Annotated in this window: 29 protein-coding genes, 12 tRNA genes and 3 rRNA genes; 36 read left to right on the top strand and 8 right to left on the bottom strand. The window is 49.2% G+C overall.

Annotated elements, in window-relative coordinates; all coding sequences use genetic code 11:
- Window position 1: 1 nt before the first annotated feature.
- Window positions 2-535, bottom strand: a complete 534-nt coding sequence (locus MKY22_RS14965; RefSeq protein ID WP_341089658.1) for a cysteine hydrolase family protein — start codon at window positions 533-535, stop codon at window positions 2-4.
- Between the two features lie 162 nt (window positions 536-697).
- Between MKY22_RS14965 and MKY22_RS14960 the strand changes: the two genes are divergently transcribed.
- From MKY22_RS14960 to MKY22_RS14950, 3 genes are read left to right on the top strand one after another with little or no spacing between them, the layout of a single operon-like run.
- Window positions 698-973, top strand: a complete 276-nt coding sequence (locus tag MKY22_RS14960) for a 4a-hydroxytetrahydrobiopterin dehydratase (protein WP_035412195.1) — start codon at window positions 698-700, stop codon at window positions 971-973.
- Entirely contained in the window at window positions 963-1463 is a 501-nt protein-coding gene (locus MKY22_RS14955) for a hypothetical protein (protein WP_035412198.1), read from the top strand. Before MKY22_RS14960 ends, MKY22_RS14955 begins: the two co-directional genes overlap by 11 nt.
- Before the next feature lie 19 nt (window positions 1464-1482).
- Entirely contained in the window at window positions 1483-1746 is a 264-nt protein-coding gene (locus MKY22_RS14950) for a hypothetical protein (protein WP_023469628.1), read from the top strand.
- Between the two features lie 47 nt (window positions 1747-1793).
- On the opposite strand, the gene MKY22_RS14945 is transcribed toward MKY22_RS14950, so the two are convergent.
- Window positions 1794-2534: a rhomboid family intramembrane serine protease gene (locus MKY22_RS14945; RefSeq protein ID WP_064300646.1), complete on the bottom strand. Its 741-nt coding sequence runs from the start codon at window positions 2532-2534 to the stop codon at window positions 1794-1796.
- Window positions 2535-2602: 68 nt separating this feature from the next.
- Here MKY22_RS14945 and acpS point away from each other — a divergent pair, with 68 nt between their 5' ends.
- From acpS to rrf, 22 genes are all read left to right on the top strand, one after another.
- Window positions 2603-2983: a holo-ACP synthase gene (gene acpS, locus MKY22_RS14940; protein WP_341089649.1), complete on the top strand. Its 381-nt coding sequence runs from the start codon at window positions 2603-2605 to the stop codon at window positions 2981-2983.
- A complete protein-coding gene (gene alr / locus MKY22_RS14935; protein WP_341089647.1) occupies window positions 2961-4034 on the top strand; it encodes an alanine racemase in 1074 nt (357 codons plus the stop codon). Before acpS ends, alr begins: the two co-directional genes overlap by 23 nt.
- Window positions 4035-4173: 139 nt before the next feature.
- Window positions 4174-4398, top strand: a complete 225-nt coding sequence (locus MKY22_RS14930; RefSeq protein WP_290777130.1) for a hypothetical protein — start codon at window positions 4174-4176, stop codon at window positions 4396-4398.
- A gap of 3 nt (window positions 4399-4401) precedes the next feature.
- Window positions 4402-4752: a type II toxin-antitoxin system PemK/MazF family toxin gene (locus MKY22_RS14925; protein ID WP_023469623.1), complete on the top strand. Its 351-nt coding sequence runs from the start codon at window positions 4402-4404 to the stop codon at window positions 4750-4752.
- 194 nt (window positions 4753-4946) lie between these two features.
- Window positions 4947-5273, top strand: a complete 327-nt coding sequence (locus MKY22_RS14920; RefSeq protein WP_023469622.1) for an STAS domain-containing protein — start codon at window positions 4947-4949, stop codon at window positions 5271-5273.
- Window positions 5270-5752: an anti-sigma B factor RsbW gene (gene rsbW, locus MKY22_RS14915; protein WP_023469621.1), complete on the top strand. Its 483-nt coding sequence runs from the start codon at window positions 5270-5272 to the stop codon at window positions 5750-5752. Before MKY22_RS14920 ends, rsbW begins: the two co-directional genes overlap by 4 nt.
- Complete coding sequence (sigB, locus tag MKY22_RS14910) at window positions 5718-6515, top strand: RNA polymerase sigma factor SigB (RefSeq protein WP_341089639.1); 798 nt, start codon at window positions 5718-5720, stop codon at window positions 6513-6515. Before rsbW ends, sigB begins: the two co-directional genes overlap by 35 nt.
- Before the next feature lie 63 nt (window positions 6516-6578).
- Entirely contained in the window at window positions 6579-8699 is a 2121-nt protein-coding gene (locus MKY22_RS14905; protein ID WP_341089637.1) for a Tex family protein, read from the top strand.
- Complete coding sequence (locus tag MKY22_RS14900; protein WP_195865960.1) at window positions 8696-9136, top strand: SprT family protein; 441 nt, start codon at window positions 8696-8698, stop codon at window positions 9134-9136. Before MKY22_RS14905 ends, MKY22_RS14900 begins: the two co-directional genes overlap by 4 nt.
- A gap of 149 nt (window positions 9137-9285) precedes the next feature.
- A tRNA-Asn gene (locus MKY22_RS14895) sits at window positions 9286-9360 on the top strand.
- Between the two features lie 7 nt (window positions 9361-9367).
- A tRNA-Ser gene (locus MKY22_RS14890) sits at window positions 9368-9459 on the top strand.
- A 49-nt stretch (window positions 9460-9508) separates the two neighbouring features.
- Window positions 9509-9583 (top strand) — tRNA-Glu (locus MKY22_RS14885).
- Window positions 9584-9586: 3 nt separating this feature from the next.
- Window positions 9587-9662: transfer RNA gene (locus MKY22_RS14880), tRNA-Val, on the top strand.
- A 36-nt stretch (window positions 9663-9698) separates the two neighbouring features.
- Window positions 9699-9774: transfer RNA gene (locus MKY22_RS14875), tRNA-Asp, on the top strand.
- A 4-nt stretch (window positions 9775-9778) separates the two neighbouring features.
- Window positions 9779-9850, top strand: a tRNA-Gln gene (locus MKY22_RS14870).
- 7 nt (window positions 9851-9857) lie between these two features.
- Window positions 9858-9933 (top strand) — tRNA-Lys (locus MKY22_RS14865).
- Between the two features lie 17 nt (window positions 9934-9950).
- Window positions 9951-10037: transfer RNA gene (locus MKY22_RS14860), tRNA-Leu, on the top strand.
- A 4-nt stretch (window positions 10038-10041) separates the two neighbouring features.
- Window positions 10042-10118: transfer RNA gene (locus MKY22_RS14855), tRNA-Arg, on the top strand.
- Between the two features lie 18 nt (window positions 10119-10136).
- Window positions 10137-10213, top strand: a tRNA-Ile gene (locus MKY22_RS14850).
- Between the two features lie 135 nt (window positions 10214-10348).
- Window positions 10349-11910: ribosomal RNA gene (locus MKY22_RS14845) — 16S ribosomal RNA — on the top strand.
- A gap of 167 nt (window positions 11911-12077) precedes the next feature.
- Window positions 12078-14991 (top strand): 23S ribosomal RNA (locus MKY22_RS14840).
- 48 nt (window positions 14992-15039) lie between these two features.
- Window positions 15040-15155, top strand: a 5S ribosomal RNA gene (rrf, locus tag MKY22_RS14835).
- Together the 16S, 23S and 5S rRNA genes with 10 tRNA genes alongside form the textbook arrangement of a ribosomal RNA operon.
- Before the next feature lie 112 nt (window positions 15156-15267).
- Here the strand turns inward: rrf and MKY22_RS14830 are convergent.
- Window positions 15268-15738 (bottom strand): NUDIX hydrolase, encoded by a 471-nt coding sequence (locus MKY22_RS14830; RefSeq protein ID WP_341089634.1) that lies wholly within the window; start codon window positions 15736-15738, stop codon window positions 15268-15270.
- A gap of 129 nt (window positions 15739-15867) precedes the next feature.
- On the opposite strand from MKY22_RS14830, the gene MKY22_RS14825 reads away from it, so the two are divergent.
- From MKY22_RS14825 to MKY22_RS14795, 7 genes are all read left to right on the top strand, one after another.
- Window positions 15868-15944: transfer RNA gene (locus MKY22_RS14825), tRNA-Met, on the top strand.
- 34 nt (window positions 15945-15978) lie between these two features.
- Window positions 15979-16055: transfer RNA gene (locus tag MKY22_RS14820), tRNA-Met, on the top strand.
- Window positions 16056-16174: 119 nt separating this feature from the next.
- Window positions 16175-16624, top strand: a complete 450-nt coding sequence (gene tsaE, locus MKY22_RS14815) for a tRNA (adenosine(37)-N6)-threonylcarbamoyltransferase complex ATPase subunit type 1 TsaE (RefSeq protein ID WP_341089632.1) — start codon at window positions 16175-16177, stop codon at window positions 16622-16624.
- Complete coding sequence (tsaB, locus tag MKY22_RS14810) at window positions 16621-17274, top strand: tRNA (adenosine(37)-N6)-threonylcarbamoyltransferase complex dimerization subunit type 1 TsaB (RefSeq protein WP_341089630.1); 654 nt, start codon at window positions 16621-16623, stop codon at window positions 17272-17274. Before tsaE ends, tsaB begins: the two co-directional genes overlap by 4 nt.
- Window positions 17267-17722, top strand: a complete 456-nt coding sequence (rimI, locus tag MKY22_RS14805; RefSeq protein ID WP_290776460.1) for a ribosomal protein S18-alanine N-acetyltransferase — start codon at window positions 17267-17269, stop codon at window positions 17720-17722. Before tsaB ends, rimI begins: the two co-directional genes overlap by 8 nt.
- The gene (gene tsaD, locus MKY22_RS14800) at window positions 17719-18726 is read left to right on the top strand and encodes a tRNA (adenosine(37)-N6)-threonylcarbamoyltransferase complex transferase subunit TsaD (RefSeq protein WP_341089626.1); all 1008 of its coding nucleotides are present in this window, start codon (window positions 17719-17721) and stop codon (window positions 18724-18726) included. The genes rimI and tsaD overlap by 4 nt, the downstream gene beginning before the upstream one ends.
- Window positions 18727-18754: 28 nt before the next feature.
- Window positions 18755-19324 carry a hypothetical protein gene (locus MKY22_RS14795; protein WP_055969420.1) on the top strand — a complete coding sequence of 190 codons (570 nt, stop codon included), beginning with the start codon at window positions 18755-18757 and terminating at the stop codon, window positions 19322-19324.
- 47 nt (window positions 19325-19371) lie between these two features.
- On the opposite strand, the gene MKY22_RS14790 is transcribed toward MKY22_RS14795, so the two are convergent.
- The 3 genes from MKY22_RS14790 to MKY22_RS14780 form a co-directional block, all read right to left on the bottom strand.
- Window positions 19372-20031, bottom strand: a complete 660-nt coding sequence (locus tag MKY22_RS14790; RefSeq protein WP_214728449.1) for a haloacid dehalogenase type II — start codon at window positions 20029-20031, stop codon at window positions 19372-19374.
- Window positions 20032-20099: 68 nt separating this feature from the next.
- Window positions 20100-20555, bottom strand: a complete 456-nt coding sequence (locus MKY22_RS14785; RefSeq protein ID WP_214728447.1) for a flavodoxin — start codon at window positions 20553-20555, stop codon at window positions 20100-20102.
- A 105-nt stretch (window positions 20556-20660) separates the two neighbouring features.
- Complete coding sequence (locus MKY22_RS14780; protein ID WP_023469609.1) at window positions 20661-20981, bottom strand: winged helix-turn-helix transcriptional regulator; 321 nt, start codon at window positions 20979-20981, stop codon at window positions 20661-20663.
- 183 nt (window positions 20982-21164) lie between these two features.
- Here MKY22_RS14780 and MKY22_RS14775 point away from each other — a divergent pair, with 183 nt between their 5' ends.
- Together MKY22_RS14775 and MKY22_RS14770 are read left to right on the top strand one after the other, a co-directional pair.
- Window positions 21165-21563, top strand: coding sequence for a DoxX family protein (locus MKY22_RS14775; RefSeq protein ID WP_023469608.1), 399 nt, complete (start codon window positions 21165-21167; stop codon window positions 21561-21563).
- A gap of 19 nt (window positions 21564-21582) precedes the next feature.
- On the top strand, window positions 21583-22176 hold the full coding sequence (locus tag MKY22_RS14770; protein ID WP_058704188.1) for a flavin reductase family protein: 594 nt from the start codon (window positions 21583-21585) through the stop codon (window positions 22174-22176).
- Between the two features lie 131 nt (window positions 22177-22307).
- Here MKY22_RS14770 and MKY22_RS14765 read toward each other — a convergent pair whose 3' ends face one another.
- Both MKY22_RS14765 and MKY22_RS14760 read right to left on the bottom strand, forming a co-directional pair.
- Complete coding sequence (locus tag MKY22_RS14765) at window positions 22308-22748, bottom strand: hypothetical protein (protein ID WP_167507594.1); 441 nt, start codon at window positions 22746-22748, stop codon at window positions 22308-22310.
- Window positions 22730-24631, bottom strand: coding sequence for an ABC-F family ATP-binding cassette domain-containing protein (locus MKY22_RS14760; RefSeq protein WP_341089614.1), 1902 nt, complete (start codon window positions 24629-24631; stop codon window positions 22730-22732). Before MKY22_RS14760 ends, MKY22_RS14765 begins: the two co-directional genes overlap by 19 nt.
- A 167-nt stretch (window positions 24632-24798) precedes the next feature.
- Between MKY22_RS14760 and MKY22_RS14755 the strand changes: the two genes are divergently transcribed.
- Together MKY22_RS14755 and MKY22_RS14750 are read left to right on the top strand one after the other, a co-directional pair.
- On the top strand, window positions 24799-25458 hold the full coding sequence (locus MKY22_RS14755) for a redox-sensing transcriptional repressor Rex (protein WP_341089612.1): 660 nt from the start codon (window positions 24799-24801) through the stop codon (window positions 25456-25458).
- Window positions 25458-25658: a twin-arginine translocase TatA/TatE family subunit gene (locus MKY22_RS14750; RefSeq protein WP_023469603.1), complete on the top strand. Its 201-nt coding sequence runs from the start codon at window positions 25458-25460 to the stop codon at window positions 25656-25658. Before MKY22_RS14755 ends, MKY22_RS14750 begins: the two co-directional genes overlap by 1 nt.
- Window positions 25659-25663 lie beyond the last annotated feature (5 nt).

The raw sequence follows: 25663 nt of genomic DNA, 5'->3' as shown, positions 1-25663 counted from the left end.
CTTATTCGCCGACGACTTCTGCGCCGATCGATTGTTTAAAGTGTGTAAGCGCCCAGTCGTGACCCGTCGTGTTAAAGCTTGCGACCGCATCGGCATGGACGACGATATGATACCCGAGATTGTAGGCATCGACAGCTGTATGAAGGACACAAATGTCCGTACAGACACCGACGAGGTGGACTTCGCGGATACCACGTTCACGCAAGCGTAAATCAAGGTCCGTCCCGGCGAACGCACTGTAACGCGTCTTATCAATGACGTGATCAGCGACACGTGCCATGGCTGCGACTTTCCCAAACAAATCACGTCCATGTGTTCCGCGAATATTATGCGGCGGGAAAAGGACAGTTTCCGGATGGAACGTATCACCTTCCTCATGAATATCGTTGGCAATGACGACGTAGTCCTCTGTTGAAAATTCCTCCATCAATGTAGCGATCCGGTCTTCAATCGCCTGTCCTGGTTTTCCACAAGTCAGCTTCCCTTCGTCAGCAACGAAGTCGATCGTGTAATCAATGACAATCAGAGCGCGCATGTGCGTGAGCCCCTTTCGGTTTTGAATTAGTGTTCTCTTTCACATTGTACTCTATCTCACATAGAAGGCGAAAGGAAGAAATCGGATACAAACAGGTATAGAGAAGTAATAGAATGGGGTATAAAGTATAGGACGAAAATGATAGTAGAGGAGGAGAAAGGGATGGCTAGGTTGAATGAGTATGAAGTGGAAGAGCGTCTTGAACGATTGCAGGATTGGAGTATCGTCGATGATGAAATCGTCCGAACGTATACACTTCCATCGTTTCCTGCGGCACTGGATTTCGTACAGGAAGTTGGGAGTATCGCCGAAAACTTGAATCATCATCCACGGATCGTGATTGACTATAAAAACGTCACACTTGCGGCGACGACTCATGATGAAAACGGATTGACGGAAAAAGACTTTCAACTTGCGGAGGCCTGTGATGCCATCTAAACTTTCGATCACATTCGGTAGCGGTTCGTTTGTTGAACAAATTCGTTCTCGGGACGCTCACATTCGTGTTGCTAGCGGAAGCGGTGACGCTATCCTCTGGATAGAGACGGACTCGAAATCACCTTTTCAAAGTGGCAATACCTACACGTTGCTCGAATCACGTGGAAATTTTTCGGATGAAGGCAGTCTCTTCTACTGGTCGATTCCGGCAGATCAAAATAGCGGAGATTTATTCGTACATCAAGTGATGTCGAATCCGAAAGTCATCGGAGCAGAATATGGTGGCTTCCAGGCTTTTCGAATTGGACGTGTCGAGAAGGGGACGGATCTCGTCTTATTGATTCAGTTCCATGAGACAAGCGACGGGGCTCGTTATGCAAAATCAGTTGAACGTCTCACGGTAGACCAGTATGCTGAAGAGGCAGGGAAGTCGTTCGCGCCTTCTCCCGTCATGAAACGGTATCAAATCGTACCACCAACAAATGAGTGAGATGCAGGGGGACTAACAGATGAAGAAGAACTATTTTGTCGTAGCAACACTTGGTGGCGCACTTGTCGGCGCTACTTTATCACTACTGCATAAAGATACGCGCCAAGCGCAGTTTGCAGCAGTGAAACGGACATTCAGCGGCGCAGGAACACAATTGTCTGCTGTCAAACAAGATCCAAAAGGGCGCTTTGAGGAATTAAAAGCACTCTATACGGATAATCAGGAAACGATCCATAATCTGATTGACGACGTGAAGGACTTAGCAGAAGTACTTCGCAAATAAGCAAAAAAGGACTCGCGCGTGTAGCGGAGTCCTTTTTGCATGCTGGTTTACAAGTAACGGAAGAATAATCCGAGTACGGCAAATGCGATGATGATATAGAAGAAGATCCGACCAAGTTGACCAGAACCGCTTACGAAGACAGGTCCACCGCTCGAACGACGACCGGTTTGAAACGGACGTGTGAATGGGACGGCACGATTACCAAAGACGAATCCAAAGAGGAATCCGAGGACGAAACCGTACAAATGACCAAAGACAGCAACGTTCGATCCGAGCAACGTAAAGACTGCCGTGACCGCAGTAAAGATATACACAAGACGTGTATCGTCTGCTAGGATGACCGTCCGCTTGAATCGACTCAAGTAGACATAAAAACCAAGCAAACCAAGAATGGCACCCGATGCTCCAGCTTGACCATAAAACGGTTCGTTGATTTTCGTGAAGTACGTCAAGATGTTCGCGAGCGTACCAACGAGCAAGTAAAAGGCTGCAAATCGACCATGACCGATCATCCGCTCAAGTGGTGGAGCGAAGATGACGAGAGCAAACGTATTGAACGCAATGTGCCAAAAATCGTAATGCAAGAACGTTGCTGTGACGACACGCCACCATTCACCTTGTTCAATTAAGAGATTGATGGATGCCCCTGCATTTAGAGGAGAGAATGTCAGATTAAGGAGTGGGCCCAACTGTTCGATGACAAACAGGGCAACTTGGATTAAAATGAACAACGAAACGACCGGATAAGAACGTGTGAACGTTTGTAGGTTTTCCGTTCGACTAAACATGACAACACCTCGCTTCATCTTCATTCTATATGAAGATGGCGAAGAATAGAACTGTGGAGGCATCTCAGATGATTTATGGAATTGGAATCGATTTGGTCGAACTGCATCGAATCGAGCAAACGCTCGAGCGACAGCCACGTTTTGCTGGGAGAATCTTAACCAAGGCAGAGCAGGAACGATTTCAATCGCTCTCGGGACATCGTCGCATCGAGTATCTCGCTGGACGTTTCGCCGCAAAGGAAGCGTTCGTCAAAGCATTCGGAACTGGCATCGGAAAAGAAGTCTCTTGGCAAGACGTTGAAGTCTTAAACGATGAGACAGGGCGACCGATCATGAGTGGACCATTCGATGGCGTCATCCACGTTTCGATCACACATTCTGAGCATTATGCATCTGCGCAAGTCTTATTAGAGAAGAGGGAATGGGATGTACCGACCAACTTGGATTGAAATCGATCGGGAAGCGATCGCACATAATATACGCGAAATCAAAACACGGATGGGCGAGCAACAGGTGATGGCAGTCGTCAAAGCGGACGGCTATGGTCACGGGGCAGTGACAGTCGCTGAGATCGCTCTTGAGAACGGAGCCGACTTACTCGCTGTCGCACTCCTTGAAGAAGCGATTGAGTTACGCGAAGCGGGCATCCAAGCACCGATTCTGATGCTTGAAGCCTTACTACCAGAACATGCACCAGTCGCTTCGAATTATGATGTCGCCGTTCCTGTCTTTTCAGCCGATTGGCTTCAGGAAGCGAAACGTCATTTGACGGAAATCGATCATCTCCGCTTGCATATCAAGATCGATACGGGAATGGGACGACTCGGACTGCAACATGTCGATGAGTTGAAGCGAATTCTTGTTGAGTGTGATGATGATCTCGTCGAGCTCGAAGGCATCTATACGCATTTCGCGACTGCTGACGAGCTGAACAGTCGGTTGTTCGAACGCCAGCTCGAGACGTTTTTATCGTATGTCGCACTAGTACCGGATATCCGTTACGTCCACTGTGCCAATTCGGCGGCAGCGATTCGCTTAGCAGGTCAAGCACCGTTTAACGTCGTTCGAGTCGGTATTGCATTATATGGAGCGATGCCGTCGGAAGAGATGGCAGGTCACTATGAATTTCTAAAACCAGCATTTTCACTGAAAAGTCGTCTGATGCAGGTCAAACAAGTCGAGCCGGGTCAAACGATCAGTTACGGAGCGACTTATACCGCGCCGACGGATGAATGGATCGGTACCGTTCCGATCGGTTACGCGGATGGCTGGTCACGCAAGTTCCAAGGCTATTCGTTGATCGTAGACGGTCTACCGTGTGAAATCGTCGGTCGTGTCTGCATGGATCGGCTCATGATTCGTTTACCGCGGGAATATCCGATTGGAACGGAAGTCATCCTGATTGGAGAAGGGGCACCGATCGAGGAAGCAGCCCATTGGCTCGGAACGATCAACTATGAAGTTCTCTGTCAATTCTCGAAGCGTGTTCCGCGTCAATGATTCGTACAAGACATCAATAAGATGGCAAAAATATGTTATTTGTTTGAATTTTGATTGTATTTTCTGAATTCGACTGATATATTGAAGTAGAAAGTGAGTCGTTCGTTAAGGTTTCAGTGAATCTGGAGGTGCCATTATCTTGGTCCAACAACGGGAAATGCAGTTTGTTGAGCGAAATGTAGCGAAGGAGACGATTGGGATGAAGTCGAACCATACGACCGAAGAACGCAAGCGTCATCTACGTGAGGAATTGAAGCGTGGTTACGAAGAAATGGCAGCAATCAATTTATCGATCGTTGGCGAAATGTTCCAGATTGAAACGGAGGCGGAGTTCTCACTCCTACGTCAAGTAAGCGGGGTGTAAGCTTTGATAGTCAAACGTGGCGACGTGTTTTATGCAAATTTGTCACCTGTGGTCGGATCGGAACAAGGGGGAGTTCGTCCCGTGCTTGTTCTACAAAATGATATTGGTAACCGATTCAGCCCGACAGTCATCGTGGCTGCGATCACGGCACAGATCGACAAAGCCAAACTACCGACCCATGTGGAAGTATATCGAGAGCGACACGGATTAGAACGTGATTCGGTCATCTTACTTGAGCAAATCCGGACAATTGATAAACGCCGTCTAACGGATAAAGTCACACATCTAGATCCAGACACGATGATGAAGGTAAATAGTGCCGTCGCAATCAGCTTAGGCTTGGTTGATTTTTAGGCACTTACATAGAAGCGCAACACAAGAAGAGTCGATACTAGCGTATGCGACTTTTTTTGACCTCTTTTTTTATAAAATAGGTTTTAAAGTTTTCTTTATGGGGAAACATACCCAAGTGACCTTTTTATAAAGGGATGAGGTAGGATGAATAGCAAGACCACATAGACAGATTTTCCTTGAGGAGGAACTTGAAGATGGATTTAACAATTAAAACAGAGCAGCTTGACGGTCAGACGCATCTTTATATCGCAGGTGAGATTGATACGTATACAGCACCAAAGCTTCGTCAAGAACTAGTCCCGGCAGTTGAAACAAACGATGTCGTCGTCCACTTGGATGAAGTCCACTACATGGATTCGACAGGTCTCGGCGTATTCGTCGGAGCGCTCAAAGCAGCGAAAAAGAACGGTACATCGTTCACGCTCGTCGGCGTTTCTGAACGCATCCGTCGTCTATTCGAAATCACAGGTCTTTCAAGCATCATTACAATCGATAGTGGTGTAAGAGGTGGAACGCAATGAAGAACGAACAACTAAACATGACATTACCGGCAAAACCGGAATATGTAGCCATTGCCCGTTTGACGGTTTCAGGCGTCGCGAACCGGATGGGATACACGTATGATGACATCGAAGATATCAAGATCGCTGTCTCAGAAGCGTGTGCGAACGCTGTTCAACATGCGTACGAAGGAAAAGAAGATGGTAGCATCGCCTTGACATGTAACGTCTATCCGGATGATCGTCTTGAGATTGTCGTCAAGGATAACGGCATTACGTTCGATAAAGATGAGGTCAAACGCCAAAGTGAACCGATTACGGATGCACACGATCTCGATTCCTTGCATGAAGGAGGACTCGGTATCTTGATGATCGAAGCATTGATGGATCAAGTAACGATCGAGAAAGCGAACGGCGTCACTGTCCATATGACAAAATATATGAATAGAGATGAGGTGGGTCAAAGTGCCAGCAAAGTCTCAACAACGCCATCACAGTGATGATGAAGTACTTCGACTGATTGATTTGTATCAGCAGGACGACCAAGATGAGGAAGTGCATGCGGCATTACTCAAGCGTTATTCAGACTTGGTAGAAGCTTTGGCCCGGAAGTTCTCGCGTGGTCGACCGATTCATGACGATCTCGTTCAGGTCGGCATGATTGGGTTGCTTGCAGCGCTTCGTCGCTTCGATAAGGAATTCGGTCGCAGTTTTGAATCGTTTGCTGTTCCGACGATCATCGGTGAAATCAAACGTTTCATCCGCGATAAGACATGGAGCGTTCACGTTCCACGTCGCATCAAGGAACTCGGACCGAAAATCAAGAAGGCAGTCGAGGAGTTGACGACGGAGTTGCAACGCTCTCCGCGCATCGATGAGATTGCAGCGCGTCTTGAAGTATCGGAAGAGGAAGTCCTCGAAACACTTGAGATGGGTAAAAGCTATCAAGCGTTATCCGTTGATAGCTCGATTGAGGCAGATCAGGAAGGTAGTACCGTTACCTTACTCGATCTCGTCGGGAATCAAGAAAACGGCTACGACTCCGTCGATCAGCGTCTGATTCTTGAGAAGGCATTTGCTGTCTTAACGGATCGCGAACGTTCGATTCTCGAATGTGCCTACTACCGCAATATGAGTCAAAAAGAAACGGGTGAACTACTCGGCATTTCACAAATGCACGTTTCCCGTCTCCAACGACGCGCTTTACAGAAGTTACGTGAAGCAATCAAAGTCGAACCAAATGAAGTATTCTCAAAAGACTGACCTCGTGTCAGTCTTTTTTCTTTTCCATGCGTTCTTCGGTATAATGAATGAGAGGTGAAGCAGATGGAAAAGAGAATCGCAAGTGAATTGAATGTACGTCCTGCGCAAGTGAAAGCAGTCTTACAATTGACGGAAGAAGGCGGTACGATTCCGTTCATCGCCCGCTACCGGAAAGAACAGACAGGTGAACTCGATGAGGTCGCGATCAAAGCGATTCTCGATCGACATAAACAATTAACGCAACTTGAAAGCAGGCGAAGCGACGTCCTTGAAAAGATTGAGGAACAAGGTGTACTAACGCCGGAACTCCGTCGAACGCTTGAAGAAGCGACGACGTTACAACAAGTGGAAGATATCTACTTACCGTTTCGACCAAAACGTCGGACGAAGGCGGAAATTGCACGGGAAGCGGGGCTTGCGCCACTTGCTGACTGGTTACGCGACAAGTCTGCTTATGATGAAGCGACATTCCATCGCTTGAGCAATGGGCTGGATTCGGAAGAAGCGCTGACTGGGGCACAATCGATCATTGCCGAGGAGTGGGGCGAACAAGCGACGGTGCGTGAGTTCATTCGTAAGCAAATGCGCCGTTCAGCAGAAATCGTCACGAAACAAAAAAAGGATGCAGTCGATGAAAAAGGCGTCTTTGCACAGTATTATGCCTACAGTGAGCGGATCCAACAGATCGTTCCGCACCGGATTCTTGCGATCAACCGTGCGGAAGCATTGAAAATCGTCTCTGTGAAAGTCGTGTTAGAGGAACAACAGGTTTTACCGACATTGCTTCGTTCCTACGCACAACTGGCGCCAAAGAAACGTGATATCGTCGAAGCAGCAATCACGACGGGCTATAAAAAATCCGTCTTTCCTGCCATCGAACGAGAAATTCGAAATGAACTGACGGAAAAGGCAGAGCTCCAAGCGATTGACGTCTTTGGTAAGAATCTCCGTCAACTCTACATGCAACCACCGATGAAAGGGAAAGTCATGTTGGGTCTTGATCCGGCTTACCGGACAGGATGTAAGTGGGCAGTCATCGATCCGACAGGTGAAATGAAGGAAGTCGGCGTCATCTACGTGACGATGTCAGAACAAAAAGCAAAAGAAGCACACCAAACTCTTTCGCAGCTCGTCGATACATATGGAATCGAGTTGATTGCGATTGGCAATGGTACAGCTTCACGGGAAACAGAAGCATTCGTTGCGGACTGGATGCAGGGGCAAAAAGATATCGCCTTTACGATCGTCGACGAGGCAGGGGCAAGTATTTATTCTGCTTCAGAGATTGCCCGGACGGAGTTTCCAGAGCTTCAAGTCGAACAACGATCGGCAATTTCGATTGCGCGTCGCCTGCAGGACCCACTGGCTGAACTCGTCAAAGTCGACCCGCAGTCTGTCGGAGTCGGTCAATATCAACATGATGTCTCGCAAACGAAACTGAAGGAGACGCTTGATTTCGTCGTCGAGACGGTCGTCAACCAAGTCGGAGTTGATGTTAATACAGCGTCAGAACCGCTTTTGAGTTATGTCGCAGGAATCACGAAGGCGACAGCGAAAAAAATCGTCGAACGTCGCTCGGAACTTGGGACGTTCAAAACGCGTCAGGAATTATTGAAAGTTCCTCGTCTTGGTGCAAAGGCATATGAGCAGGCTGCAGGATTCTTGCGAATTCTAGAAGGTACGCATCCGCTCGACCGGACGCCGATTCATCCAGAGCAGTACAAAACAGTCGAGAAGTTGTTCAAGACATTAGGCTTAACACTTGATCAAGTTGGAACGGATGCGTTGCGGGAACAATTGTCTACATTGTCATTACCGGAGATGGCACAGACGCTCGAGATCGGAGAACCAACACTACGTGATATCATCGAAGCGTTACAACGTCCGGGTCGTGATCCACGGGAAGCGCTCGATAAACCGTTGCTTCGCCAAGATGTTCTATCGATGGATATGATCCAAGTCGGGATGGAGTTCCAAGGGACGGTCCGGAATGTTCTTGATTTTGGTGCGTTCGTTGATATCGGAGTGAAAGAGAATGGCTTGATTCATATCTCGAAACTTAGTCGTAAGCGTGTCAAACATCCACTTGATGTCGTCGCTGTCGGGGATATCGTGACGGTATGGGTGACAAATGTTGAACCAGAGCGGGGACGGATTGGTTTGACACTGGTTCCGCCGAAATGACGAATGAACAATTACAACGATACGTCGAGCAACTTTCGCTCGACGTATTTTCCTTACCGTTTCGACATGAAGCTTATTTTAATCCACGACTGAAGACGACAGGTGGTCGCTACTTCTTAGGCGATCATCATTTAGACTTCAATAAACGATATATCGATGACATGAAAGTCTTCCGCGGAATCGTGATTCATGAACTGTGTCACTATCATTTACATCTAGCAGGAATGGGACACCGTCATCAAGATCAAGACTTCAAGGAATGGTTAGAGCGCTATGGTGGGCTTCGATACAGTCCCAGAAGACAAGAAGACGAAAAAAAATCCTATCTTTATGAATGTGAGAAATGCAGCACATTATATAGAAGGAAAAGACGTATGAATACGGAAAGGTATCGATGTGGTCGATGTCGTGGAAAGATTTTTTACAAAAGTAGTTGACGTTCATTTCGGAGCATGATAAATTATAGAAGTCGTCAAAACGACAGCAACTAAACAACTTATCGTCGCTAAAAACTTTTTTAAAAAAGCATTGACGGAAAGAAAAAAAGTTGCTACTATATAAAAGTGTTCCGAACAGAACGTAACGTTCCGCAATAGCTCAGCGGTAGAGCAACCGGCTGTTAACCGGTAGGTCGTAGGTTCAAATCCTACTTGCGGAGCCATTCTTTTGGAGATGTACCCAAGTGGCTATAAGGGGCGCCCCTGCTAAGGGTGTAGGCCGGGAAACTGGTGCGAGGGTTCGAATCCCTCCATCTCCGCCAGACCTCTTATGTGAAAATGTTTCTTGAGAATAATTATTAATTACGATATGGCCCGTTGGTCAAGCGGTTAAGACACCGCCCTTTCACGGCGGTAACACGGGTTCGAATCCCGTACGGGTCACCATATGGAGGATTAGCTCAGCTGGGAGAGCACCTGCCTTACAAGCAGGGGGTCGGCGGTTCGATCCCGTCATCCTCCACCATTTCTTTTTAAAGAGTTGTTTACAACTTCAAATTGCGGTCCTGTGGTGTAGCGGTTAACATGCCTGCCTGTCACGCAGGAGATCGCGGGTTCGAATCCCGTCAGGACCGCCATTTTTGGGCTGTAGCCAAGTGGTAAGGCACTGGATTTTGATTCCAGCACGCGAAGGTTCGATCCCTTCCAGCCCAGTTTTCATGTGTCATTAGCTCAGTTGGTAGAGCATCTGACTTTTAATCAGAGGGTCGCAGGTTCGAATCCTGCATGACACACCATTTTTAATTTCATATTTGCGGTCGTGGCGGAATCGGTAGACGCGCTAGGTTGAGGGCCTAGTGGTGGCAACATCGTGGAGGTTCAAGTCCTCTCGACCGCACCATATCGCACCCTTAGCTCAGCTGGATAGAGTACTTGACTACGAATCAAGGGGTCGGGAGTTCGAATCTCTCAGGGTGCACCATATTTTGTTTGCTTTGACGGGCCTATAGCTCAGCTGGTTAGAGCGCACGCCTGATAAGCGTGAGGTCGGTGGTTCGAGTCCACTTAGGCCCACCATTTTCAAAACAAACAATGACGAACTTTGAAAACTGAACGATGAGGCAAAAAACGTATTCTACGGAATACAAAAATGAATGAAGCGCAAGCTTCGTCAATCGTGACTTCGGTCACAAAAACGAGCAAGTCAAACACTTCATGGAGAGTTTGATCCTGGCTCAGGACGAACGCTGGCGGCGTGCCTAATACATGCAAGTCGAGCGCAGGAAGCTGACGGAACTCTTCGGAGGGAAGGCAGTGGAATGAGCGGCGGACGGGTGAGTAACACGTAAGGAACCTGCCTCAAGGATTGGGATAACTCCGAGAAATCGGAGCTAATACCGGATAGTTCAACGGACCGCATGGTCCGCTGATGAAAGGCGCTCCGGCGTCACCTTGAGATGGCCTTGCGGTGCATTAGCTAGTTGGTGGGGTAACGGCCCACCAAGGCGACGATGCATAGCCGACCTGAGAGGGTGATCGGCCACACTGGGACTGAGACACGGCCCAGACTCCTACGGGAGGCAGCAGTAGGGAATCTTCCACAATGGACGAAAGTCTGATGGAGCAACGCCGCGTGAGTGATGAAGGTTTTCGGATCGTAAAACTCTGTTGTAAGGGAAGAACACGTACGAGAGGGAATGCTCGTACCTTGACGGTACCTTACGAGAAAGCCACGGCTAACTACGTGCCAGCAGCCGCGGTAATACGTAGGTGGCAAGCGTTGTCCGGAATTATTGGGCGTAAAGCGCGCGCAGGCGGCCTTTTAAGTCTGATGTGAAAGCCCCCGGCTCAACCGGGGAGGGCCATTGGAAACTGGAAGGCTTGAGTACAGAAGAGAAGAGTGGAATTCCACGTGTAGCGGTGAAATGCGTAGAGATGTGGAGGAACACCAGTGGCGAAGGCGACTCTTTGGTCTGTAACTGACGCTGAGGCGCGAAAGCGTGGGGAGCAAACAGGATTAGATACCCTGGTAGTCCACGCCGTAAACGATGAGTGCTAGGTGTTGGGGGGTTTCCGCCCCTCAGTGCTGAAGCTAACGCATTAAGCACTCCGCCTGGGGAGTACGGCCGCAAGGCTGAAACTCAAAGGAATTGACGGGGACCCGCACAAGCGGTGGAGCATGTGGTTTAATTCGAAGCAACGCGAAGAACCTTACCAACTCTTGACATCCCATTGACCGCTTGAGAGATCAAGTTTTCCCTTCGGGGACAATGGTGACAGGTGGTGCATGGTTGTCGTCAGCTCGTGTCGTGAGATGTTGGGTTAAGTCCCGCAACGAGCGCAACCCCTATCCTTAGTTGCCAGCATTCAGTTGGGCACTCTAGGGAGACTGCCGGTGACAAACCGGAGGAAGGTGGGGATGACGTCAAATCATCATGCCCCTTATGAGTTGGGCTACACACGTGCTACAATGGACGGTACAAAGGGCAGCGAGACCGCGAGGTGGAGCCAATCCCATAAAGCCGTTCCCAGTTCGGATTGCAGGCTGCAACTCGCCTGCATGAAGTCGGAATCGCTAGTAATCGCAGGTCAGCATACTGCGGTGAATACGTTCCCGGGTCTTGTACACACCGCCCGTCACACCACGAGAGTTTGCAACACCCGAAGCCGGTGAGGTAACCGTAAGGAGCCAGCCGTCGAAGGTGGGGTAGATGATTGGGGTGAAGTCGTAACAAGGTAGCCGTATCGGAAGGTGCGGCTGGATCACCTCCTTTCTAAGGAAAACGTCCCTTACGGGACATGCCCATCGTTCAGTTTTGAGAGCTCGTCTCTCAGTCTCGTAAGAGACACTCGCACCTTGAAAACTGAAGACATCAACAAGACATCAAACTTTTAATTAACCATGTCATTTAAGACGTGTGTTCTTAGAATACCAACGCTAGATCAAGGTATGAAGGGCGTACGGTGGATGCCTTGGCACTAGGAGCCGATGAAGGACGCGACGAACAGCGATATGCTTCGGGGAGCAGTAAGTATGCTTTGATCCGAAGATTTCCGAATGGGGGAACCCACCATCCGTAATGGGATGGGACATGTTACGTGAATACATAGCGTAGCGTGAGGCAGACCCGGGGAACTGAAACATCTAAGTACCCGGAGGAAGAGAAAGCAAATGCGATTCCCTGAGTAGCGGCGAGCGAAACGGGAACAGCCCAAACCGGAGAGCATGCTCTTCGGGGTTGTAGGACACTCTATACGGAGTCAAAAAGGAAGACAGTAGGTGAAGGACCTGGAAAGGTCGGCCGAAGAAGGTGACAGCCCTGTAGCTGAAACTGTTTTCCCTCCAGAGTGGATCCTGAGTACGGCGGGACACGTGAAACCCCGTCGGAATCCGGGAGGACCATCTCCCAAGGCTAAATACTCCCTAGTGACCGATAGTGAACCAGTACCGTGAGGGAAAGGTGAAAAGCACCCCGGAAGGGGAGTGAAATAGATCCTGAAACCGTATGCCTACAAGTAGTCAGAGCCCGTTAACGGGTGATGGCGTGCCTTTTGTAGAATGAACCGGCGAGTTACGATAACGCGCGAGGTTAAGCCGATGAGGCGGAGCCGTAGCGAAAGCGAGTCTGAACAGGGCGTTCAGTGCGTTGTCGTAGACCCGAAACCAGGTGATCTACCCATGTCCAGGATGAAGGTCAGGTAACACTGACTGGAGGTCCGAACCCACGCACGTTGAAAAGTGCGGGGATGAGGTGTGGGTAGCGGTGAAATGCCAATCGAACCTGGAGATAGCTGGTTCTCCCCGAAATAGCTTTAGGGCTAGCCTCGAGGTTGAGAGTTCTGGAGGTAGAGCACTGATTGGACTAGGGGCCCCCACAGGGTTACCGAATTCAGTTAAACTCCGAATGCCAGCAACTTATACTCGGGAGTCAGACTGCGAGTGATAAGATCCGTAGTCAAGAGGGAAACAGCCCAGACCGCCAGCTAAGGTCCCAAAGTGTATGTTAAGTGGAAAAGGATGTGGCGCTGCCTAGACAGCTAGGATGTTGGCTTAGAAGCAGCCACCATTCAAAGAGTGCGTAATAGCTCACTAGTCGAGTGGCGCCGCGCCGAAAATGTAACGGGGCTAAACATACCACCGAAGCTGCGGATTCCGTAAGGAATGGTAGGGGAGCGTTCCAAACCGCTGTGAAGCTGTACCGGAAGGAGCAGTGGAGCGTTTGGAAGTGAGAATGCCGGTGTGAGTAGCGAAAAGAGGGGTGAGAATCCCCTCCGTCGAAAGCCCAAGGTTTCCTGAGGAAGGCTCGTCCGCTCAGGGTTAGTCTGGACCTAAGCCGAGGCCGAAAGGCGTAGGCGATGGATAACAGGTTGATATTCCTGTACCGCCGATCCACCGTTTGAACAATGGGGGGACGCAGGAGGATAGTGACGCATGCGGATGGAAGTGCATGTGCAAGTTTCAAGACCGTCTGATTGGCAAATCCGTCAGGCACCAAAGTCAAGGAACGACGCGGAGTCCCGTAGGGACGTAGGTCACGATTTCACACTGCCAAGAAAAGCCTCTAGTGAGGGGGAAGGCGCCAGTACCGTAAACCGACACAGGTAGGCGAGATGAGAATTCTAAGACGCGCGGGATAACTCTCGTTAAGGAACTCGGCAAAATGGTCCCGTAACTTCGGGAGAAGGGACGCTCTACATGAGTAGAGCCGCAGTGAATAGGCCCAAACGACTGTTTAGCAAAAACACAGGTCTCTGCTAAATCGCAAGATGACGTATAGGGGCTGACGCCTGCCCGGTGCTGGAAGGTTAAGGGGATGGGTTAGCGCAAGCGAAGCTTTGAACCGAAGCCCCAGTAAACGGCGGCCGTAACTATAACGGTCCTAAGGTAGCGAAATTCCTTGTCGGGTAAGTTCCGACCCGCACGAAAGGCGTAACGATTTGGGCACTGTCTCAACGAGAGACCCGGTGAAATCATAGTACCTGTGAAGATGCAGGTTACCCGCGACAGGACGGAAAGACCCCATGGAGCTTTACTACAGCCTGATATTGAGGCTTTGTGCATGATGTACAGGATAGGCGGGAGACGTCGAGCCCGGAGCGCCAGCTTCGGAGGAGTCACCCTTGGGATACCGCCCTTCATGCATAGAGTCTCTAACTCGCAGCCGTGATCCGGCTGGAGGACCGTGTCAGGCGGGTAGTTTGACTGGGGCGGTCGCCTCCTAAACAGTAACGGAGGCGCCCAAAGGTTCCCTCAGAATGGTTGGAAATCATTCGTAGAGCGCAAAGGCAGAAGGGAGCTTGACTGCGAGACCTACAAGTCGAGCAGGGACGAAAGTCGGGCTTAGTGATCCGGTGGTTCCGCATGGAAGGGCCATCGCTCAACGGATAAAAGCTACCCTGGGGATAACAGGCTGATCTCCCCCAAGAGTCCACATCGACGGGGAGGTTTGGCACCTCGATGTCGGCTCATCGCATCCTGGGGCTGGAGTAGGTCCCAAGGGTTGGGCTGTTCGCCCATTAAAGCGGTACGCGAGCTGGGTTCAGAACGTCGTGAGACAGTTCGGTCCCTATCCGTCGTGGGCGCAGGAAATTTGAGGAGAGCTGTCCTTAGTACGAGAGGACCGGGATGGACGCACCGCTGGTGTACCAGTTGTTCCGCCAGGAGCATCGCTGGGTAGCTACGTGCGGACGGGATAAATGCTGAAAGCATCTAAGCATGAAGCCCCCTCCAAGATGAGATTTCCCTTTGAGTAATCAAGAAAGACCCCTCAGAGACGATGAGGTAGATAGGTCACGGGTGGAAGCATGGCGACATGTGGAGCTGAGTGATACTAATCGGTCGAGGCCTTGTTCTAGCAGATGCATTGTTGATGACTTCAGTTTTGAGGGCGCGAGCCCGATCGTCTGGTGACGATAGCCAAGTGGTCACACCCGTTCCCATGCCGAACACGGAAGTTAAGCACTTGAACGCCGAAAGTAGTTGGGGGCTTCCCCCTGTGAGGATAGGACGTTGCCAGGCACTTGACCGATCTGCAGATTGCAGGTCGGTCTTTTTGTGTACTCCTTGATAGGAAAGAAATAAAAAAACTGACGAATAGACGTTAAGTGTCAGTTTAAGCGAAGCATCTAGATTAAAAAGAAGAAGGTGTGTCAAGAAGACGAGGCGTAACTTGCTGTAAGAGCGCTGCAGCACGCGCTTCAAGCGGTGTTGGCAATTGATTCAGCGGGAAATACCGTAAGTCGAGACTCTCTCCGTCCGTCATTTGTAATGTACCCGATATTCCTTTTGCTTGAAAGAGATGGATCACACTATAGGTTTGATCGCCATTTGGATAACGGAAGAAGTAATCAGGACCCGAGAAGACGTCTAGCAGCTGAACGCTGCGTGCTTGAAGTCCGGTTTCTTCCTGTAATTCACGCATCGCGACTTCTTCAAGTGTCTCACCTGGTTCCATCGAACCACCGGGAAGTCCCCAACTGTGTTTATCCGAACGATATTGAAATAGCAGTTCATGTTGTGAATTTATGACGAGTACAGTCGAACCCACGCTGATCAACGGTCGGTTGCCTACGATTTTTCGTAAATCTAATAAGTATCCCATCTGCTCACTCCTTTCGTATCAGTATAGAAGAATATTCATTATGACAGTTAGTAAAAAGAAATAAGGCAAAAAGACTTGCCAATTTAAAAGACACATGTTATATTAATATCTGTCGAAACGTTATATCATCGCGGGGTGGAGCAGTCTGGTAGCTCGTTGGGCTCATAACCCAAAGGTCGTCGGTTCAAATCCGGCCCCCGCAACCAATTTTTAAATAATCAAATCCGAAACGTTTATCGTCGCGGGGTGGAGCAGTCTGGTAGCTCGTTGGGCTCATAACCCAAAGGTCGTCGGTTCAAATCCGGCCCCCGCAACCAATTTTAAACTTAACTTCAACTTTACTACGAAACGTTCAGCGTTTCGTATTTTTTTTTGCCTTTTTCGTTCGGTACAATAGAGAAGGACGAACAGTACGTATTAAAGGAGGAGACATCGTATGATAGAACTGAAAATGAACAGCTTGGAAGAAACGACTGCCTTGGCCCTTGAACTCGGACGACGTGCAGAAGCAGGGATGGTCATTACGCTTGATGGGGATTTAGGTGCTGGGAAAACGACCTTTACGCAAAGCTTTGCGAAAGGGTTAGGTGTGACGCGCCACGTCAACAGCCCTACCTTTACGATCATGAAAGTCTATACGGGACGTCTTCCTCTTTATCATATGGATGTTTATCGCCTGGAAGGTTCCGGTGATGATATCGGACTTGAAGAATATTTGAACGGTGAAGGCGTCGCCGTCGTCGAGTGGTCTGAATTGATCGCGGACAGCCTCCCACCTGAACGGTTGGCAATCACGATCACGCGAACGGGTGACGATAGTCGTCGTTTTGAGCTGACGCCGATCGGAGAACGATACATTACATTATGTGAGGGATTGAAATCATGAAAATCGTAGCTATTGATACATCGACGAAACAATTATCGGTCGCTCTTTCAGACGGGAAACAGATTGTAGCAGAAGCTTCTTATGTCACGTCTTTGAATCATGCGACGAAACTCATGCCGTTGCTTGAGCGCTTGATGGTGGAAGCAAAATGGACACCGGCTCAACTGACACGTGTCGTCGTTGCTGACGGTCCTGGTTCTTATACCGGATTACGGATTGGAGCGACGACAGCGAAGACGCTCGCCTATACACTGGGCATCGAGCTCGTTGCCATCTCGACACTTGAACTGATGGCAGCTTCGACAGGTCATACGGGACGCGTCGCAGCGATTCAAGATGCGCGGCGTGGAGCAGGGTTTGTCGGAGTATACGAAGCTGGAGAACGAATCGCTGAAGAACAGCATGTCGAGATCGCTTCTTTTGTGAAGACGTTACCGCCAGATACGCTCGTCACAGGAGACGTCGATGCGTTCGAAGAGATTCTTCAGCCATTTGAAAAGGCGGCTCCTGCTTTCCGGACGCCACGTGCCGGCGTACTCGCTTTACTCGGTGCAACACGCCAGACGGTCGAAGCGCATGCGTTCGAACCACGTTACCTGCGTCTAGCTGAAGCAGAGGCGAAATGGATCGAGGCACAGCGTCATGAGTAAGGGCATTCGTCGGATGACCGTACAGGACGCTGCAGGTGTTCATGCGGTCGAACTCGAATCGTTTGCGACACCGTGGACGCTAGATGCCTTCGAAGCGGAAATGACACAAAATCCGAATGCCTATTATGTCGTTGCCGATCAAGATGGTATCGTCGGGTTTGCTGGTCTGTGGCATATCGCGGATGAAGGACATATTACGAATATTGCCGTCAAGCAGTCGCACCGCGGACAAGGACTTGGGGAAGATCTGCTAACGGCATTGATCGCCGTCGGTCGTGCGCTTAGTTTGCGGGCGATGACACTCGAAGTACGTGTCTCGAACACACCAGCGCGGACTTTATATGAAAAACTCGGATTTCAGTATGTTGGTGTCCGAAAACGATATTATCAAGATAACAATGAAGATGCTGCCATCTACTGGCTGGAGCTGGAGGGAGAAGACCTATGACACAACCATTGATTCTAGCAATCGAATCGAGTTGCGACGAAACGGCGGCTGCCGTCGTCCGTGGAGGAATCGACGTCTTATCGAACGTCGTCTCGTCTCAAATCGAAAGTCATAAACGATTCGGTGGCGTCGTGCCTGAAGTGGCTTCACGGCATCACGTCGAACGGATCACATACGTCATCGATGATGCCTTGACGGAAGCGAACGTCACGATTGACGATATCGATGCGATCGCCGTCACGGAAGGACCTGGACTGGTCGGAGCATTACTCGTTGGTGTCAGCGCAGCGAAGGCACTCGCCTTTGCGCATGATAAACCATTGATCGGTGTTCATCATATCGCAGGTCATATCTATGCGAATCGTCTCGTGCAAGAGCTTGAGTTTCCGCTCGTCTGTTTGATTGCATCAGGTGGGCACACGGAACTGATCTACATGCCGGAAGACGATGTATACGAAGTCATTGGTGAAACACGGGATGATGCCGCTGGGGAAGCCTATGATAAAGTTGCTCGGACGTTGAAGTTACCGTATCCAGGTGGTCCACGAATCGACCAATTGGCACAGACCGGTCAGGATACGTTCCATTTTCCGCGTGTCTGGCTCGAAAAGGATTCGTATGACTTTAGCTTCAGCGGTTTGAAGTCCGCAGTCATTAATGCCGTGCATAACGCCGAACAACGGGGGGAAACGATCATTCCGGAAGATTTAGCTGCGAGTTTCCAAGCGAGCGTCGTCGAGGTACTCGTGACGAAGGCGGTCCGTGCCGTGAAGGATAAAGGGGGACGTCAATTACTGCTTGCTGGTGGCGTCGCTGCCAACAAAGGATTACGCCAAGGTCTCGAAGCAGCGTGTGCGAAGGAAGGAATCGATCTCGTCATTCCGCCGATGCACCTGTGTGGAGATAATGCGGCGATGATTGGAGCGGCTGCGATTCATCCATATCGCGCGTTACGCTATTCGACACTTGCCATGAACGCAGAACCTGGGCTAGATTTAAAGTAAGGAATCCGAACAACTTGGGGGAAATGGAATGAAAAAAGTCATCATCGCATTGTTAGCGGTACTGGTCATCGTCGCGATCGGACTTCAGGTCCGAGAAATCGTGAACGCATACCAAGTCGCCTATAAGGAAGAACTCGTACCCGATAAAAAAGCGGTCGAGACGAATACGAAACAACGTCCACTTTACGAAATCGGACGAGCAGAAGGGGAAAAGACCCGGATTCAAAAGTTATATGCTTTTGATCAGACAATCAATGGTAAGCTCAGTAACGTCGTCATCGTCGATCGGAAGTATGGTTTAACGAACAAGGCGAGTGATGATTATTTCATGATTGCTTCCGGAACACCGGTGACGGATCAAGAAAAGAAGTCATTCGAACCAATGATTCAAAAGATGGATGCAGAACAAGTCCAAGCCGAGGTCATCTCAAAGCATGAGGTGACGGCTGTCGAGAACAATAAAAAACGGACGTTGACGTTATTTAAGGTCTTCTATAAGGATACGGATCAAAACGAATACCTCTTCTTCATCGAAAAAGAAGGCGGTCTGAAACTCGATCTATTCAAGAAGGGTTACTCACGTTTGTCTAATTACTAAATCCATGAAAACAGCGGATTCCTAAATAGGAGTCCGCTGTTGTTCGTTCATTGCCATTCAGTGATACCCGTCAAGTCATCATAGATGCGATCGGGATCGAGATTCAATTCCTCGACCGGAAGTCCATTTCGATTGATCCATGCCGTTTTGAAGCCGAAACTCTTCGCCCCGGTGATATCCCAACCGTTCGAGGACATGAAGAGGATCTCCTCGCGTTTTAGACCGAGCGTGTTTAAGGCATGCATATAGGATGCAGGTGCTGGCTTATACTGTTTGATATCATCGACACTGACGAGATGTTCGAACCGATCGGCTAAGCCTGACTGCTCAATCAGCGGATCGAGCATATCATGGGAACCATTCGAGAAGACGACCAGATGCTTGTCCGCCATCGTCTCGAGAACGGAGCTGACTTCAGGATATACATCAAGCGTCAGGTACGTCTCCATTAAGGTCGTGATTTGTTCCTCGGTCACATGGATCTTTAGTTCAAGTAACGTATAGCGGAGGGCATCTTGTGTCACTTGGCTGAACGGCACATACTGTCCGTTCAATTGCCGGAGGAAAGAGTACTCCAGTTGTTTCTCCCGCCAGCGTTTGCTGATCGCTTCTCCGTGATCCGGATAAAGCACTTCGGCTTGTTCTTTGACGGAATGGACATCGAATAATGTACCGTAGACGTCAAAGACGAGTGCTTGAATCGTCATAAAACATTCATCTCACTTTCATAGAGTCTGCTTTAACGATTCCCTTACAGTAGGGATTCAAACGACACTCAAGCATGAACCTGTTGTAAAAAGCGATGAAACGTTTGCGCGAACGCACGACAAGCGGCTTGTTTCTCCGGGGTATTCGGATCAAACTCAATCTTCAAGCCATCCGTTACGAGGGTCGCCCCAGCTTCTTTTAATGCGTCTTCAATCAAATCAACGGCTGCGCAGTACTTCGGATAATCAAGATCCCCCGAACCAAAAGCAGCCGCCGGTATCCCGTCTAAGGATTGTTCCCGGAGCTCCTCGACAAAATCTTCTGCTTCATACGGTAAATCACCGTCTCCCCATGTATATGAGCCGAGTAATAGACCATCAAAACGTGATAAGTCCTCCCCGACGAATTGATCTAGTTCCGTGATCGTCACGTCGACATCGTGTTGCTCGAGTTCATGTTGAATGAGCGAGACGATATCTTCCGTATTACCGGACATGCTGACGAATCCAATCGCGATATGCATGCATCTTCCTCCTTTCACTGTACTTCTCCACTTTAATTGATAATGATTATCAATGTCAAAGGGCGTATAAAAAAGCACCTTCCAAAGAAGATGCTTTTCTATACATTAGTCTTGTAGTTCGGCCCATTCCTCAATGGAACGAATGACCGGTTCGAGTTGGCGCCCTTTGTCGGTCAAACTGTATTGAATCTTAATCGGACGATCGGGAATGACAGTCCGGATGACGATGCCTTCCGCTTCGAGCTCCTTCATACGTTCCGTGAGCATACGACCTGATAATTCGGGGATGGCATCTTGAATCTCATTGAAACGACATGTCTTCGTCAACAAGTGACGTAAGATCAGACCCGTCCATTTCTTACCTAAGATTTCAAAGGCATGTTCGACTTTGGGACAAAGAGCCGGTTGGATTGCGACTTCTTCCATCAGCACTCATCCTTTCTATAGTTGTAGTATACCCGCTTCTGCTAAAAAAATCGAATCATTTTACTTAATGTAACAAAAAGAACTAAAACAAATCTATTTACTTTTAGTAAGTGATAAGATATAGTCTGTTTATTGAGTTACTTAAAGTAACTAAAATACATTAGGTAAAAGGAGAAGAGAGAAATGATGGATACAGGACTTTTAATCATTCGTTTAATCATCGGCTTAACGTTCGCTGCACACGGGACACAAAAATTATTTGGTTGGTTCGGCGGACACGGGATCGCTGGAACAGGCGGCTGGTTCGAATCAATAGGCATGAAGCCAGGGAAGGCACTCGCGATTACAGCAGGTCTTGCTGAATTGATCGGCGGCTTGTTGTTCGCAGGCGGTGTATTCCTCTGGATCGCAGCGCTCCTCATCATCGGATCGATGCTTGTCGCGATCGTTAAAGTACACGGTGCGAATGGTTACTGGGTGACGCAGAACGGGTACGAATACAACATGGCATTGATCGTCATCGCCCTTGGTGTAGCGATGATCGGTGCTGGAGACTATTCACTCGCTGCACTCATCGGGTGAAGAAAAAGGTGGGTCATTCATGAAGTTCGAGGCATCAACGCTTAGCGCAAAAGACAATTATAAATTACTGATCGGAAGCATCATTCCGCGTCCGATTGCTTTCGTGACAACGCAAGGAGAGGACGGGACGGTCAACGCCGCACCGTTTTCCTTCTTTACGGTCGCTTCAAGCAGTCCGCCGCAACTGGTGATCGCCGTACAACGGACGGATCAGGGGCAGAAGGATACGGCACGTAACATCTTAGCGAAACAAAGTTATGTCATCCATATCGTCAGCGAAGAGATCGTCGACGCAGTCAATGAGACAGCAGCGCCACTTGCTTACGGTGAAAGTGAGCTTGAGCGGACGGATTTGACGCTCGTCGATAGTGACGCGATCGAAGTACCCGGAATCGCCGAAGCGAAAATCCGCTTCGAGATGCGCTTGACGCAACACGTCGAGCTAGAAGGTGCCGATCTTCTGATTGGGGAAGTACTGCGTTATCACGTCGCGGATGAACTCGTCGAGTCGTTCCGGATTGACGCAGCAGGCTTGAAGGCTGTCGCTCGTTTAGCAGGGAATGATTATGCGACGATCGGGAAGACGTTTACGATTGCCCGACCGACAAAATGATAGAAGCGTGAATGCTTGATGCATCGTACGATTCGTTTTGATTCAAACGAAAAGGAGTGGAGAGACCGGTCTAGCTACCGGAATCTCCACTCCTTTTTCTCATGTCGTTCATCTGATTCATCGATCGGACTTCAAGGTTGCGGATCGATTTCGTTTGAAGAGGCTTCAAGACCATGACGTTTACTGTACTGATAGCCATCGAGCAAATAAAAGACGATCGCGAGTGCCCAAATGCCGACACAGCTGATTAAGAAAGCGGTGAGCGGTGAGACACTACCGTAATACGATAGGATCAACGGGTCATTGAGTTCGACGAATAGCTGTGTCGTCAGGAGCGTACAGCATAATCCCGAGAGTAAACTGACGAAAAGACCGCTCCATGTCTGGATGACGAGACCGATCATGCAAGAAATCAGGAGGAACAAAGGAAGCGCGGCATTAAAAGCATCCGGGCGGATGAAGGTCGACACGTAGTCCGCATACATCGGTACGAAATAAAGGATGCCGGATAGCAGTCCTTGAATCAAGTTAATGAAAAAGCTTTTCGTCCGCATCAGTGTTGGTTCTCCCATCGTTCCATCAATTCGAGTAGATCGACATCGATCTGGTCCCGTTCCGCAGATAACGCTGTCGCTTTTGGAATATCATTAAAGACTTCCGGTTCGCAAAGCAACTGTTCGATTTCCGCTGAACGCTGTTCGAGCCGTTCAATATCTTGTTCGAGTTGTTCGATTTGCTGACGGCGTTTTTTTTCTTCTTTCTGTGCTTCTTTGTCGATCGTCTTCGATGCCGTGACTTTTGCCGCTTTTGCCTCTTCGGCTTCAAGGCGAGCGATTTCTTCTTGTTCAGCCTTCTTCTCTGTGTAGTACGAATAATCGCCGAGGTATTCTGTCACACCAGCTTCACTCATCTCGATGACGCGTGTCGCGATCCGATCGATGAAGTACCGGTCATGGGAGACGAAGAGTAGCGTACCTTCATAGTCGACGAGAGCGTTCTCAAGGACCATCTTCGAATCCAGATCCAAGTGGTTCGTCGGCTCATCGAGGACGAGGACGTTCGTCTTCCGTAGTTTCAGTTTTGCGAGCGCGAGACGTCCGCGTTCGCCACCGGATAATTCATGGACAATTTTGAAGACGTCGTCGCCGCTAAACAAGAATTGTCCGAGGACAGAACGGACTTCTTGTTCACGCATCAATGGCCATTCGTTCCAAATCTCATCGATGACACGGTTCCGGTCATTGAGTTCCGCCTGCTCTTGATCGTAATAGCCGATCGAGACGCCGGTTCCGAATCGGAAATCACCGAATAGGGGGCGTAAGCGACCGACGAGAACTTTCAAGAGCGTCGACTTTCCGATTCCGTTTGGTCCGACGAGTGCCAGTGATTCGCCGCGTTGCAAGCGGAACGTGATGTCTTTTGAGACAGCTTCTTCGTAACCGATCGCCAGTTGATTGACTTGAAGAACATCGTTCCCGCTCTGTTTTTCAATTGGGAAGGACAGGACCGTGCTACGTTCATCCCCATCTGGTCGGTCGAGTCGGTCGACCTTCTCGAGCCGTTTCCGGACACTTTGGGCACGTTTTGTCGTCGTCGCCCGGGCGATGTTGCGTTGAATGAAGTCCTGCATCTTCGCGATCTCTTCTTGCTGCTGCTCGAACTGCTTCATTTCCTGATCGTACAAGACCGCTTTTTGCTCCAAGTACTTCGTGTAGTTCCCCGTGAACTTACGACAGACATTGCGTGACAATTCATAGACGACATTGACGACTTGGTCGAGGAAGTACCGGTCGTGCGAGACGATTAGGACGGCACCACGATAACCACCGAGGTAACTTTCGAGCCAAGCGAGCGTATCGATGTCAAGGTGGTTGGTCGGCTCATCGAGAATGAGAAGCTCTGGTGCTTGTAAGAGCATCTTCGCTAAGGCAAGCCGTGTCCGTTGACCACCGGATAATGTCTGAATCCGGCGCGAGTAATCATCCGGATAAAAGCGCATGCCGTGCAAAACGGAGCGGATATTCGCTTCGAACTGATAACCACCTGCTTCTGAGAAGTCGTGTTGCGCTTGATCATACGTCTTCAAGAGACGATCGTACGCGACCGGGTCGTTCAAGATATGCTCCATGCCCATTTCGATTTCCATCCGGCGCAATGTCCGTTCTTGTTCTTGTAGATGTTCGAAGACGGTCAGCATCTCGTTCCAGATCGTCTCATTCGATTCGAGACCACTGTCTTGCGCGAGATAACCAATTTTGACATCCTTGCCTTTCATGATGTCGCCCGAGTCATGACTGAGTTCGCCAGCAATGATTTTGAGCAAGGTCGATTTACCGGCACCGTTTCGTCCGACGAGCGCAATGCGGTCGCGCTCTTGTACTTCCAATTTGATATTTTCTAAAATCGGCTCGACGCCGAATGATTTCGAGAGTTGGTTGACTTGTAAGAGTATCATTTCCATCCATCCTTCCACCCTTTAGTCTATCACGAACAAAAGCGCGAGGTCCTGCGGAATATATTATTTGTGACTCTATGTGAAGTGGTTTACAATCAAGGAGAGTAGAAAGCTTTTTGCAAAGATTTGGGTGCCACGATGGATGTGGCCGAAGGGGGAACTGCAGGATGAATGGACCAGACACAAAAATTCCACAAGCGACAGCAAAACGGTTGCCGCTATATTATCGCTTCATCCAAAGTTTATACAATTCAGGCAAGCTCCGCGTCTCTTCTGCTGAGTTAAGCGAGGCGGTGAAGGTTGATTCAGCAACGATTCGTCGCGATTTTTCCTACTTTGGGGCATTAGGGAAGAAGGGGTATGGATACAACGTTCAACATCTCTTAACGTTTTTCCGCAAAACCTTGAATCAAGATGAGGTGACGAATGTTGCTTTAATCGGGGTCGGTCATCTCGGAACAGCGTTTGCAAATTATAACTTTTTAAAGAATAATAGTACTCGGATAGTCGTTGCGTTTGATGCGGACGAAGAGAAGGTCGGAACAACGACGCATGACGTTCCAATCTATCATGTTTCGGACATGAAAGAACAAATCGAAGCGAATCAGGTCGATGTTGCCATCTTGACGGTTCCATCCCAGTTCGCGCAGTCAGTAGCGGATGAGTTAGTCGAGTATGGTGTGACAGGCATCCTGAACTTTACGCCTGCACGGTTGAACGTGCCAGCGAGCGTCCGGGTCCATCACATTGATTTATCGATCGAGTTGCAGTCGTTAGTTTATTTCATGAAGCATTATTCGCAATCAGCTGAAGGAGTGAAAGCATAATGGAAAACCTTATCCCGTCAACTATAGCGTTCATCGGACCAGGCAGTTTAGCACTGATCGGTGTCGTCGCATTGATCATTTTTGGACCGAAGAAGTTACCTGAACTTGGTCGTGCTGCGGGTCAGACATTGAAAGAGTTCAAGAGCGCCACGAACGGCATCATGGACGACGATAAAAAGGATGAACCGAAAGAGAAGTGATTGAA

The organism is Exiguobacterium sp. FSL W8-0210 (assembly GCF_038006045.1).
Taxonomy (GTDB): Bacteria; Bacillota; Bacilli; order Exiguobacteriales; family Exiguobacteriaceae; genus Exiguobacterium_A.
Note: the sequence above shows the minus strand (reverse complement) of the source record. Positions and strands in the feature narration are given on the sequence as shown.